General features: G+C 62.2%; 9 protein-coding genes. 7 read left to right on the forward strand and 2 right to left on the reverse strand.

What is annotated here, in order from left to right; translation table 11 throughout:
* Positions 1–132: 132 nt before the first annotated feature.
* Genes CXY70_RS01485 through CXY70_RS01505 form a run of 5 tightly spaced genes read left to right on the forward strand, consistent with a single transcriptional unit; the run spans position 133 to position 8,209 of the window.
* Positions 133–3,852, forward strand: a complete 3,720-nt coding sequence (locus CXY70_RS01485; RefSeq protein ID WP_104190627.1) for a nitrate reductase subunit alpha — start codon at positions 133–135, stop codon at positions 3,850–3,852.
* Positions 3,852–5,609 (forward strand): nitrate reductase subunit beta, encoded by a 1,758-nt coding sequence (gene narH, locus CXY70_RS01490; RefSeq protein WP_104190628.1) that lies wholly within the window; start codon positions 3,852–3,854, stop codon positions 5,607–5,609. Before CXY70_RS01485 ends, narH begins: the two co-directional genes overlap by 1 nt.
* Positions 5,606–6,226, forward strand: a complete 621-nt coding sequence (gene narJ / locus CXY70_RS01495) for a nitrate reductase molybdenum cofactor assembly chaperone (RefSeq protein ID WP_104190629.1) — start codon at positions 5,606–5,608, stop codon at positions 6,224–6,226. Before narH ends, narJ begins: the two co-directional genes overlap by 4 nt.
* Position 6,227: 1 nt before the next feature.
* The gene (narI, locus tag CXY70_RS01500; protein WP_104190630.1) at positions 6,228–6,980 is read left to right on the forward strand and encodes a respiratory nitrate reductase subunit gamma; all 753 of its coding nucleotides are present in this window, start codon (positions 6,228–6,230) and stop codon (positions 6,978–6,980) included.
* 2 nt (positions 6,981–6,982) lie between these two features.
* Entirely contained in the window at positions 6,983–8,209 is a 1,227-nt protein-coding gene (locus tag CXY70_RS01505) for an MFS transporter (RefSeq protein WP_104190631.1), read from the forward strand.
* Positions 8,210–8,219: 10 nt separating this feature from the next.
* On the opposite strand, the gene CXY70_RS01510 is transcribed toward CXY70_RS01505, so the two are convergent.
* The gene (locus tag CXY70_RS01510; protein ID WP_104190632.1) at positions 8,220–9,317 is read right to left on the reverse strand and encodes an SDR family oxidoreductase; all 1,098 of its coding nucleotides are present in this window, start codon (positions 9,315–9,317) and stop codon (positions 8,220–8,222) included.
* Between the two features lie 185 nt (positions 9,318–9,502).
* A complete protein-coding gene (locus CXY70_RS01515; RefSeq protein WP_104190633.1) occupies positions 9,503–10,084 on the reverse strand; it encodes a HutD family protein in 582 nt (193 codons plus the stop codon).
* A 248-nt stretch (positions 10,085–10,332) separates the two neighbouring features.
* Here CXY70_RS01515 and CXY70_RS01520 point away from each other — a divergent pair, with 248 nt between their 5' ends.
* Entirely contained in the window at positions 10,333–10,833 is a 501-nt protein-coding gene (locus tag CXY70_RS01520; protein ID WP_104190634.1) for a hypothetical protein, read from the forward strand.
* 92 nt (positions 10,834–10,925) lie between these two features.
* On the forward strand, positions 10,926–12,701 hold the full coding sequence (locus CXY70_RS01525) for a bifunctional 3'-5' exonuclease/DNA polymerase (protein ID WP_233205671.1): 1,776 nt from the start codon (positions 10,926–10,928) through the stop codon (positions 12,699–12,701).
* Positions 12,702–12,832: the final 131 nt, after the last annotated feature.

Consider the following 12,832-nt stretch of genomic DNA (forward strand, 5'->3'; position numbering starts at 1 on the left):
CGGGACATCCGCATCATCGCGTAGGGCTAGCGAGCGGGTGACGATACGTTGTCTTTCGCGCGAAGGTGGACCGATTAGAGACATAACGAATTTCCCCTAGCGCGTTGTGCACGGTCAACCTAGGCTGTCCGCATGGCAGCTGGTCCTATACCTGCCGGGTTAGACGGAAAAGCGTCGGACACGATGTTGGCCCTTGGTCGTTTCTTCACCCGCTGGGAACACACAGATGACGGACGCGCGGTCTTCCGCGAGGGCGGCCGTAAGGGAGACGTTTTCTACCGTGACCGGTGGAGCCACGACAAAGTCGTGCGCTCTACCCACGGGGTGAACTGCACCGGGTCGTGCTCCTGGAAGGTCTACGTGCGCGACGGGATCATCACCTGGGAGGCCCAGCAGACGGACTACCCCTCCGTGGGGCCCGACAGCCCGGAATACGAACCGCGGGGATGCCCACGCGGTGCCGCATTCAGCTGGTACACCTATTCGCCAACGCGGGTGCGCTATCCCTATGCGCGCGGTGTCCTCGTCGAAATGTACCGCGAGGCAAAGTCTCGCCTGACCGACCCGGTCTTGGCCTGGGCGGACGTCGTGAATGACCCGGAACGTCGTCGCCGATACCAGCAGGCGCGCGGCAAAGGTGGGTTGATTCGCATCCCGTGGTCGGAAGCGGTCGAGATCACCGCCGCAGCGCACGTTCACACCATCAAGACCTACGGCCCCGACCGCTGCTCCGGATTCTCGCCCATTCCGGCCATGTCGATGGTCTCTCATGCTGTGGGAAACCGGTTCATTCAGCTCATCGGTGGCGTCATGACGTCGTTCTACGACTGGTACGCCGACCTGCCGGTGGCGAGCCCGCAGGTCTTTGGCGACCAGACGGATGTTCCAGAATCAGGCGACTGGTGGGACGCCACGTACCTCATGATGTGGGGTTCAAACGTTCCTGTTACCCGCACGCCGGATGCCCACTTTATGACGGAGGTGCGTTACCGAGGTACCAAAGTCATTGCCATCAGTCCCGACTACGCGGACAACACTAAATTCGCCGACGAATGGTTACCGGCCCAGGCCGGCACCGACGCCGCATTGGCGATGGCCATGGGGCACGTCATTCTTAAGGAGTTTTTTGTCGAACGCACGATCCCGTATTTCTCGGGCTACGTGCGCCGGTATACCGACCTCCCCTTTCTCGTTCGGCTTGAACCGCACTCAGATGGGCTCGGCCTGGTGCCCACTAAATTCTTGACCGCCGCCGACCTGCCGGATCAGGCCGCAGCCGAGGGCGCGGCCTTCAAGACCGTCCTGCTGGATGCGGCAACGGGGGAGCCGGTCGTGCCCAACGGTTCAATCGGCTTTCGCTACGGAGAAGCCGGACAGGGTAAATGGAACCTCGACCTAAAAGGGATTGACCCGGCATTGTCGCTGCTGGGGGTTGCCAATGGCGAGGCCGCCAGCATCCGGATGCCATGTTTTGAAGCGCCATCGGGCGAGGGTTCGATTCTCACCCGCGGCGTTCCAGTTTGCCGGGTCGCTGGGCATCTCGTAACAACGGTTTTTGACCTGATGTTGGCCCAGTACGGTGTCGGCCGCCCGGGGCTTCCCGGGGACTGGGCGTCGGGCTACGACGACGCTTCGACGCCGTACACCCCGGCCTGGCAGGCTGAAATCACCAGCGTTCCAGCAGCGGCGTGCATAAGGGTGGCCCGGGAATTCGCCCGCAATGCGGAAGAGTCGAAGGGCCGCTCCATGATCATCATGGGGGCCGGGATCTGCCAGTGGTTCCACGGTGATGCCACCTACCGCGCGGTATTGTCGATGCTCATGCTGACGGGATGCATGGGCCGCAACGGTGGCGGCTGGGCGCACTATGTGGGGCAGGAAAAGACCCGACCGATCACGGGGTGGATCTCGCTCGCCAACGCCATGGACTGGAGCCGGCCGCCGCGCACCATGATCGGCACCGGCTACTGGTACATGCACACCGACCAGTGGCGCTCCGACGGGTACTCGGCCGACTCCTTGAAATCCCCGCTGGCGGAAGGGCACTTTGACGGCATGCACACCGCCGACACCCTCGCCCAGTCGGCTCGGCTGGGGTGGATGCCGTTCTACCCGCAATTCGACCGCAACCCACTCGACCTCGCCGACGAGGTACAGGCGGCAATTGAGCGGGGGGAGGCGACGGATGCCCCCAGCTACGTCGCCGCGGCTCTCAAATCCGGGCACCTGAAAAGTGCCATCGACGATGTCGACGCCCCAGAGAACTGGCCGCGAACTCTGGTGCTCTGGCGCTCAAACCTGTTCGGTTCCTCGGCCAAAGGTAACGAATATTTTCTCAAACATCTACTGGGTACCCACCACAATGTGCTGGGCCAGGACCACGTGAATGCGGCACGGCCTCGCGACGTCGTGTGGCATGAGGATGCACCGGAGGGCAAACTCGATTTCTTGGTCTCGGCCGATTTTCGCATGACCTCCACGACGCTCCTGTCCGACATCGTCTTCCCCGCCGCAACCTGGTACGAGAAACATGATCTCTCCTCGACCGACATGCATCCGTTTGTGCACGCCTTCACCCCGGCCATCGATCCGCCCTGGGAAGCAAAAACGGATTTCGAGACGTTCCACCTGCTCGCCGAGGAATTCTCCAAGCAGGCCAAAACGCATCTCGGCACTCGGCGGGACCTCGTCAGCGTGCCCCTGCAGCATGACACCCCCGGCGAGATCGCACAGCCGGGTGGGGTGGTCAGAGACTGGCGCCAGACGGATATCCCCGCGGTGCCCGGCCAGAACATGCCGATCTTCCAGCTCGTCGAACGGGACTATACCCAGATTGCCGAGAAGCTGGCCACGGTCGGGCCATTGGCGGAACAACACGGTTTCACCGTCAAGAACGTCACGTTCCGCATGGAACATGAGATTCCGCGACTGGCTCAAAGTAACGGTGTGATGCGGGGTGGTGCGGGTCATGGGCGGCCAGCGATCGACACCGATGCAAAGTTCGCGCAGGCAATTTTGAGCTTTTCCGGCACGACCAACGGCGAGCTCGCCGTGCAGGGATTCCGCGAGCTCGAGAAGCAAACGGGAATGCGCCTGGCAGACCTGGCAGAGGGGTCCGCTGAGAAGCGGATCACGTTTGCACAAACCCAGGCCGCCCCGGTACCGGTGATCACGTCGCCGGAATGGTCGGGGTCTGAAACCGGAGGCCGCCGCTACTCACCGTTCACGATCAACGTGGAGAGGCTGAAACCGTGGCACACGCTGACCGGCCGAATGCACTTCTTCCTTGACCATGACTGGATGATGGACCTGGGCGAAGCCCTACCCATCTACCGGCCGCCCCTCGACATGCAACGCCTGTTCGGCGAACCCAGGTTAGGTCCGAACGGCGACACGGAGGTGACGGTGCGCTATTTGACGCCGCATTCCAAATGGTCGATCCACTCGGAGTATCAGGACAACCTGTTCATGCTCTCGCTCTCCCGCGGCGGGCCGACCGTATGGATGAGCCCCCAAGATGCCGACTCCATCAAAGTCCTTGATAACGACTGGGTCGAATGCGTGAGTATGAACGGTGTTCTGGTGGGCAGGGCGATCGTCAGCCACCGGATGCCGCAGGGTGTCGTGTACGTTTACCACGCCCAGGAACGCACCATCGATGTACCCAAGTCCGAGGCCACCGGCAGACGTGGCGGCATCCATAATTCGGTGAGCCGGCTGCTGGTCAAACCCACGCACCTCATCGGCGGCTACGCGCAGCTGTCCTACGCGTTCAACTATCTGGGCCCGACCGGTAACCAGCGGGACATCGTCTCGACGATCCGCCGGCGCTCACAGGAGGTAACGTACTGATGCGAGTGATGGCCCAGATGGGCATGGTGATGAATCTCGACAAATGCATTGGCTGCCACACATGCTCGGTCACCTGCAAGCAGGCCTGGACGAATCGCGCCGGTACGGAATACGTCTGGTTCAACAACGTCGAGACCAGGCCCGGGCAAGGGTACCCGCGACGCTACGAAGATCAAGAGAAATGGCGCGGGGGCTGGCAGCTGAACAAAAAAGGCCGGCTGGTGCTGCGGAGCGGCGGTCGGATCAGGAAACTTTTCGGTCTGTTCGCGAGCCCAGTCCAACCGGAGCTGAAGGATTATTACGAACCCTGGACCTACGACTACAAGACGCTTATCGATGCCCCGCTGGGCGATGACTTTCCGGTGGCCCGTCCGAAATCCCTGATCACCGGCAAAGACACCAAAATAACCTGGTCAGCGAACTGGGACGACGACCTCGGCGGCGCGCCCGAGATGGGACACCTCGATCCCATCGTAGAAAAAGTGCGCAAGGAATCCGAAGACAAAATCAAATTCGCCTTCGAACAGACCTTCATGTTCTATCTGCCCCGCATCTGCGAGCACTGCCTCAATCCTTCCTGCATGGCGTCCTGTCCGTCGGGTGCAATCTACAAACGAGTCGAAGACGGCATCGTGCTCGTCGACCAGGACAAATGCCGCGGCTGGCGGCAGTGCATCACCGGATGCCCGTACAAGAAGATTTACTTCAACCACAAGACGGGCAAAGCCGAGAAGTGCACGTTTTGCTACCCACGCGTCGAAATTGGCCTGCCCACGGTCTGTTCGGAAACCTGTGTTGGGCGCCTGCGCTATCTGGGCTTGTTTCTCTACGACGCCGACCGGGTCACCGACGCGGCTGCTGTCACCGACGTGAAAGACCTGTACCAGGCGCAAATGGATGTGCTCCTCGACCCGAACGACCCCGCAGTGGCGGCCGCAGCAACCGCCCAGGGAATCCCCGCCGACTGGCTGGACGCGGCCAGACGCTCGCCGGTGTACGCACTCGCCAAGGTCTACAAGGTGGCCCTGCCCCTGCACCCCGAGTACCGCACGATGCCCATGGTCTGGTACGTTCCCCCGCTCTCACCCATCGTCGACCTGCTCACAGAACAGGGTCACGATGGCGAAGACCGCGGAAACCTGTTTGGCGCCATCGACGCGCTGCGTATCCCCGTCGAATATCTCGCGGAGCTCTTCACCGCCGGGGACACCGACATGATCACTGATGTCTTGCGCAAACTCGCAGCCATGCGCGCATACATGCGCGGAATCACCATGGGGGAGGAACCCGACCGGTCCATCCCCGAAGCCGTAGGGATGACGCCGGAGAGCATGTACGAGATGTACCGGCTGATGGCCATCGCTAAATACGAGGAACGCTATGTCATTCCGAAGGCCCACGTCGAACAGGCACATGATCTCGAGGAAATGGGATGTTCCGTCGACTTCGAGGGCGGGCCGGGCATGTACGAGGATTCCCCATTCGGTGAGGCCAGCGGGCGGCCAACGCCAGTCGCTGTGGAAAACTTCTATGCGCTCAAGGACCGACAGACTTCGGATACCCCCAGCGGGGAGCGCAGCCTGCGCAACCGAGTCAACCTTCTCAACTGGGACGGAAATGGCAGCCCAGAGGGTCTTTTTCCCGACAGCAGGGATCAGCCACGCGCAGCGCAGCCCTCGCCAGCAGATTTGAAAGTCCGCGGGCCGGTCGACGATTTGACCGACGGTTCGGCGGGTAACCCGTCGGTATCCCCATGAAGCGCGATTATCGGGTTCTGAACCAGGCAGCCTCCTGGTGTTTGTCTTACCCCGATGCCGAACTCATCGGCCACATCGACCTCATGCGCGCCGCGCTCGCCGAACAGGGTCGACATACGCCCAAACTCGCCGAATTCTTTCGCTATCTGGAGGGAACGGAGCTCGCCGCGTTGCAGCGTTCCTACGTCGACACCTTCGATCTCAGCAAGCACCATCCGCTATATCTGTCGTACTGGACCGACGGTGACACTAGAAGGCGCGGGAACGTGCTGGCGGCGTTCAAGCAGATTTACCGCAACAGCGACTACCTGACGAACACGCATGGAGAACTGCCGGACTTTCTTCCTCTGGTACTGGAATTCGCAGCGATCGTCGACCCGGCAGCCGGACGGGAGTTGCTGCTGCAATATCGACCCAGCCTGGAACTGCTGCGGCTCGCCCTATCCGAACATGAATCGCCCTATGCCGAGGTCCTGGCAGCGGTGTGCGGCACCCTCCCCGGGGCTTCGCCATCCGATCGCGAAGCGGTGCAGCGGATGGCCGGCTATGGACCGCCCGCCGAATCGGTCGGGCTCGAACCCTATGACCCACGTCTGCTACCCCTGCAAGGAGCTTGAGATGGACCTGTTGCTTTGGGGCGTGCTGCCGTACGTAATGGTGGCCATTCTGATCGGCGGATCGATCTGGCGTTACCGCTACGACCAGTTTGGGTGGACCACTCGGTCGTCGCAACTGTACGAATCCCGACTGCTGCGCATCGGATCGCCAATCTTTCACTTCGGGCTGCTGGCGGTGATCGCCGGTCACTTTTTCGGCCTCGTCATCCCGATGAGCTGGACGCTGTTCGTCGGGATGAGCCAGGATTTTTACCACCTCAACGCGCTGCTGGTCGGGGGCATAGCCGGGATCGGCACGCTCGGTGGAATCGTCATCCTGATCTACCGCCGGCGCAAAACCGGGCCGGTGTTTATGGCGACGACCCGCAACGACAAGGTCATGTATATCGTGCTGGCTGCCGCGATTATTTTCGGACTCTGGACGACTCTTGCCAGCGTGTTCGAAGGCGAAAACGGACACAACTACCGGGAGACCGTCGCGCCGTGGTTTCGCTCGTTGTTCATCTTCCAGCCAGATATCGTAGCGATGGCTGCAGCACCGTTCTCGTTTCACATCCACACGCTGGTCGGCATGCTCCTGTTCACCATCTGGCCATTCACCCGGCTCGTGCACGCGTTCACCGCGCCATTGCACTACCTGTTCCGGCCCTACATCGTCTATCGTTCGCGCGATAAAGTGCCGGGTGAGGTCAGGCCCGTTCGACGTGGCTGGGCACCGATTGGAACCGAGGACCGAGCGCGGGACAAACGATAGCCATGACTTCGGTCACCGTGCGGGAACGGGCCCGAGCCAGTAAAGGGTTCAATCTCGTACTGGCGACCGTGTCGTCAGTGGTGTGTTTTTGGGCGTGGACGAGTATTGCCCCACTCGGGGTGCGATACAGCGTGCAACTGGACTTGTCGTCAGCGCAGGCATCCGTTCTGGTGGCCATGCCCGTTTTCGTGGGTTCAATTGGTCGTATTCCGGTGGGTGTGCTTACGGATCGGTTCGGGGGGCGGATCATGTTCACCGTGGTCTTGCTGGCCACCGTTCCGGCCCTGCTACTCGTGGCGCTCGCCGGAACGGTGGAGATCTACTGGATTCTGGTGTTCTGCGCGTTACTGCTCGGCGTCGCCGGAACGGTCTTCGCCGTTGGAATCCCGTTCGTCAGCAACTGGTACGAGCTCTCTCGGAGTGGTTTCGCGACGGGTGTTTTTGGTGCCGGAATGGGAGGCACGGCACTGTCCGCCTTCTTTACGCCGCGCTTCGTTGACTGGTTCGGGTACATTCCCACCCACCTGATTCTGGTGTTGCTGCTGATCGTTACCGCCGTCCTCGTCTGGACCTGCATGGGAAATGCGCCGAAGTGGGTGTCCAATGCCCAGCCGTTCATACCCAAGCTCGTCGCCGCTGCAAAACTCGGTGTGACCTGGCAGATGTGCTTTCTCTACGGCGTAGTGTTCGGCGGGTTCGTGGCCTTCTCGACTTACCTGCCGACCTACCTGCGCGATATTTACGATTTCGACCTGACCGCGGCGGGAACCCGCACGGCAGGATTTGCCGTCGCCGCGGTTCTGCTGCGCCCGGTCGGTGGAATTCTCGCTGACCGCATCGGTCCCAAGCCTGTCGTCATCGTGGCGCTGGCCGCGGTCGCTGTTCTGGCCTGGGTGGTGAATCTGCGCCCGGACGGCGAGATACCGGCCGGGCTGACTTTCGTGGCGATGGCGTCGGCCCTGGGGCTGGGCGCGGGGGGAGTCTTCGCCTGGCTGGGGAGAAACTCGCCGCCCGACAAGGTCGGATCAATCAGCGGCATCGTCAGTGCGGCCGGTGGCCTCGGCGGATACTTCCCCCCGCTCGTAATGGGGGCGACCTACAACGCCGCCGACAACAGCTATGCCATCGGCCTGATCCTGCTGGCGGGAACGGCCGCCGTGGCCCTGGTCTTCAGCATTGTCGCGGTGCACGAACGACCCACCCAAACGAAGGCCAATTCGGTCACCTGATAGCGACCCGTTACTTGGTCGACTCCGGGATGAGCTTCTCGGCGCGGTACCGGTCGAACAGGGCGGTGAAGGAGTCGATCGTGCGGTGGTGCGGGGTGAACCCGGCGAGGCGGCTCTTGGAAATGTCGGTGAAGACCTCGATGTTCCGGCCGAGGTCGGCGTCGGTGTGCCACCACGACGCGATGCGCCCCAGGTCGGATTCGACGAGGCCGTGTGCGGCAGCAAGGTCGGCCCAGACCGGCTCCATGCCGGCCATCTGCACGTCGAGGGGTCGCGACTGGTCTACGAAACCTTCCGGCTCGACGCCGAAGTAGGCGGCGATCTTCGGCCACATTGCTCGCCAGCGAAAAACGTCACCGTTGACCACGTTGAATGCTTCGTTGGCGCCGGCATCCGTTGTTGCTGCCCACACCATCTGCTCGGCGAGGATGGTCGCGTCGGTCATGTCGGTGACGCCGTTCCACTGGGTCGCGCTGCCGGGGAAGACAAAGGGAATGTCGAGGTGCTTGCACAGGGAGGCCTGGGCGGCGAGAGTGAGTCCCATGTTCATGAGGTTGCCGACCGCGTGGCCGATCACGGTGTGTGAGCGGTGCACCGACCAGGTGAATCCCTGGCGAGCGGATGCCGCAAACAGCTCGTCCTCCTGCGCGTAGTAGAAGTTCGCGACGTCCAGTCGCGGTTCGTCTTCACTGAAGGGAGTGTCGGGCATGGCGCCCTGTCCATAGGCTTCGAACGGGCCGAGGTAGTGCTTGAGGCCGGTGACGAGAGCCACGTGGCGCACCGGCGCGTGGGCGAGCGCGGCGAGGAGGTCACGCACCATGCCGGCGTTCACCTCGATGTTGAGTTCCTCGGTGGATTGACGTGACCAGGCGGTGAAGAAGACATGTTCGGGCATCTCGCTGGCCAATACTCGGTTGAGGTCGGTGGCGGAGCGCAGGTCCGCCTGGATCCAACGCACCCCGGGCAGATCGCGGCCGCTTCGGCGCGCGAGGGCGAGAACCTGCCAACCCTGCGCCGACAGCTGGTCGACGACGGCGGATCCGGTGATTCCGGACGCTCCAACGACGAGGGCGGTACCGGTGCGGGGTGCGAGTGAAATAGTCATCATTGGATGCAACCTTGTGGGGGTCGAGGTATTCCCCAGCCCGCTAAGGTACGAGCTCACGGCGATGGGCGTCACTATGACCGTCGAGATGAGCCGTTAGTAGCGTCCGAAAACGGAAACAGGCGTCACCTCTTCCTTGATCGTGCGGCCTTGACTGATCAACCGCGCACCGTTCAGGAGTTCAAACTTCAGGCCAATTGGGCTTCTAAGGTGATCAGCGCGAGGAATCCGCGCCCTACAATTTTCGGTGCCAGATCCTGGCCACGAACGGCATCGAATTTTCGGAGCTCTGCGCTCTGGATCCCGGCCTGACCGGCACCGACAGGCGCTCCGGTTACGGCGGCAGTGCCGTGAAGCAGCACGGCAAATTGATCCACGAAGACCGGCTGGGCACGACGTTTGGACAGCTCAACAATGGAAATATACGACTTGAACTTTCCGCTTCGTGCCATCACATTGAGGTCTACTGTGGTTCCGACCGGGAGAGCGGCGCTACTGGCGCTGTCACCCGAAAAGCGAAATGGACGATACTTCTCCATGGCATGCTCAACACCGTCGACGGTCACCACCAGAAGCTCACCCTCGATCACGGTGAGAAGGCGCTCCACGCCCGAGTAGATGGAGAAATCACAGGCCTGAGTGATCTCAGCGATGCTGACTCGCCAATCGAAGTCAGTCGAGCCACCGGGAAAAGAAGCCAGTTCGCGGGTCTGGCCGCCACCGTTGCGCCAGGCAGTCGGCCTTATTTCGTGGTACCGAATGATGTCCATAGTTTCGGAGTCAGGCTAGCACCTGAAGTCCCCGCCGGAACGCGCGAAGTCCGGCCACGACTAGAGGTGAACCGATACCCAGCGCCAGCTTCGGTCAATTTGCCCGGAGTGCTGAACCATTTATCGGCCTACCTCGTGGTAGCTCCAAGGACGCCCACACCCAGTTTCACTGCACTGCGCACCACCGCATCGAATGGCACCTCATCAGATAGCACCTCATCGAATAGCACCGAGAGAAGGAAGCAGTCATGAACAGCAGAATTTGGCTCAAGGCCGGACCAGTCGTCGGGGCGTTAGCGCTGAGCGTTCTCGCGCTGACCGGATGCTCGCAGGAAACGACGACCCCAGCAGCCGACACCTCGAGTTCATCCAGTTCGACGAGCGATACCGCGGTCAAGCCGGCCCTTGCGACCGCGGACAGTTCACTCGGCACGATCGTCGTCGACACCGCCGGGATGACACTATATGTCTTCGATAAGGACGTCGCAGATTCCGGCACGAGCACCTGCGAGGGCGAGTGCCTCGTCAAGTGGCCCGCCGTCGTCGCCGAATCGGACACCCCAACAGTTGACGGCGTGACCGGCACGGTCGGCGTCATCACCCGCACGGATGGCACCAAGCAGGTTACTCTCAATGGTCTCCCGCTCTATTACTGGGCCGGGGACTCTGCTGCCGGGGACACCACCGGAGAGGGTGTTGGGGGCGTCTGGTGGGTGGTCGCTCCGAACGGAGACAAAATCGCTGGCTAAATCCGCAATCCGGCCTTGTTGCAGATACCGTACCCATCCGCGCCGCGAAATGGATGGGTACGGTACGCATCGGCAGCGGGCAGAATGGAGGGGTGTATGTACTGGTGCGGCAGACAAGTGGTGGTGACGTGCTGGTCGACACGCTTGATGATGCCGGCCTCCCCAGCGAGGCAGCTCGCCTCACCCTGACCGAGTTTGCGGTGTTCGTGTCTACGCTCGAATCCAGCACTCGTGAGTCGGCCAGTGGAGACCCCGCCGCACCTCGCTGGGTTTGGGAGGACACCGCCCGCATCTATCCGGTGCTCTTGGCGGCCGGCATCCGAGTGCAGCGCTGCCATGATCTCCGTCTGTGCCACATGATCTTGAAGAATTCCGCGCTTACGATGACGAGCGAACTCGCGCTGGCGGCGCCAGGGCCCTGGGACGTCGCGAGCGTTGGAATGCCCGATCAAGCGGAGCCCCGAGCAACACTTTTTGATTTTGACGTTCACGCGGATGCTGATGGCAGCGGTGAGTCCGGGACGGCTCGGGAGTTTCGTCGGCAACTCGACGCGGTAGCATCCGCTCCCGACTCTGGACGGATGCGGCTGCTGCTGGCTGCCGAGTCAGCCGGTGCGCTCGTAGCCGCGGAGATGCGTTATGCCGGACTGCCCTGGCGCACTGATGTGCATGATCTCCTCCTCACGCGTGAGCTGGGGCCGCGGGTTGCACCCGGCCTACGGCCGGAGCGTCTGGAACTGCTGGTCCGGCGTATCCGCTCAGAACTCGGTGATGCTACCCTCAACCCGGACTCCCCACAGGAATTGGTCAAAGCACTTCAGCGAGCGGGGCTCGCCGTTTCTACGACGCGTGCGTGGGAGCTGAAAAAGCTCGAGCATCCGGTCATCGAACCGCTTCTGCAATACAAGAAGCTGTCCCGGCTGCAGAGCGCCAACGGCTGGATCTGGATGGAATCCTGGGTCATTGACGGCCGATTCCACCCGGACTATGTGCCGGGGGGTGTTGTGACCGGTCGCTGGGCAACCCGCGGCGGAGGAGCCCTCCAGCTACCCAAGCAGATTCGTGGTGCCGTCATTGCCGACGAGGGCTGGAAACTCGTCGTGGCCGATGCTGCTCAACTCGAACCGCGCATTCTCGCGGCGCTGGCCCAGGACATGAGCATGGCGCTGGCGGGTCGCGGCAGCGACCTGTATGCCGGCATCGTGGCCAGTGGGGTCGTCGAGACCCGCGATCACGCTAAGGTAGCCATGCTCGGCGCCATGTATGGGGCTACGACCGGAGAAAGCGGCCGGCTCATGCCGCGCCTGGCCCGTGCCTACCCACGGGCAATCGCTCTCACCGAGGCAGCTGCTCGTGCCGGAGAGCGCGGTGAGGTGGTGACAACCCGGCTCGGCCGGTCATCACCAATACCGGGACCAGACTGGCATGCGGCCCAGGATCTGGCTTACGAGCTGGCTGCAACGGCGACCGACGAGCGACGCGCCCGCAGTTTGGCGCGCGACTGGGGGCGCTTCACCCGCAACTTCGTCGTGCAGGGCAGTGCCGCCGAGTGGGCGCTGTGCTGGATGGCTGAGATTCGACGGGAGCTCACAGCTTTGCCGAGCCCGGATGCCGGTACCGAGCGTTCTGACGAAGCGCAATCGACAACGCTGGCTCCGGGTGCCCGCGCGCCCTTCGACGCAGCGCCACATCTGGTATTTTTTCTGCACGATGAGGTGATTGTGCACACGCCGGCCGCGCAGGCGGAGGCCGTTGCCAACATCATCGTGAACGCGGCAGAGGCTGCCGGTCGGCTGCTTTTCGGCGATTTTCCAGTTGATTTCATGCTCACCGTCGCCACCGTTGATAATTACGCCCAGGCGAAGTAGCCCAACTCCGGCACGTTGTCACTGTGAAGAGGAGAACGTTCACTAACGATGTTTGTGGTGGGGTGTGCGATGTGGCGGGCCTCGCGTGCTGTGTGCACGTGGGGCCCGCCTGGTTCCTGCGAGGGAATTCT

Origin of the sequence: Cryobacterium sp. Y82, from assembly GCF_002929495.1 — a bacterium.
GTDB classification, from domain to species: Bacteria; Actinomycetota; Actinomycetes; order Actinomycetales; family Microbacteriaceae; genus Cryobacterium; species Cryobacterium serini.

Coding starts and splice junctions, on each gene's coding strand:
- CXY70_RS01485 (WP_104190627.1), top strand. CDS start 133: ATGGCAGCTGGTCCTATACCTGCCGGGTTAGACGGAAAAGCGTCGGAC.
- narH (WP_104190628.1), top strand. CDS start 3,852: ATGCGAGTGATGGCCCAGATGGGCATGGTGATGAATCTCGACAAATGC.
- narJ (WP_104190629.1), top strand. CDS start 5,606: ATGAAGCGCGATTATCGGGTTCTGAACCAGGCAGCCTCCTGGTGTTTG.
- narI (WP_104190630.1), top strand. CDS start 6,228: ATGGACCTGTTGCTTTGGGGCGTGCTGCCGTACGTAATGGTGGCCATT.
- CXY70_RS01505 (WP_104190631.1), top strand. CDS start 6,983: ATGACTTCGGTCACCGTGCGGGAACGGGCCCGAGCCAGTAAAGGGTTC.
- CXY70_RS01510 (WP_104190632.1), bottom strand. CDS start 9,317: ATGATGACTATTTCACTCGCACCCCGCACCGGTACCGCCCTCGTCGTT.
- CXY70_RS01515 (WP_104190633.1), bottom strand. CDS start 10,084: ATGGACATCATTCGGTACCACGAAATAAGGCCGACTGCCTGGCGCAAC.
- CXY70_RS01520 (WP_104190634.1), top strand. CDS start 10,333: ATGAACAGCAGAATTTGGCTCAAGGCCGGACCAGTCGTCGGGGCGTTA.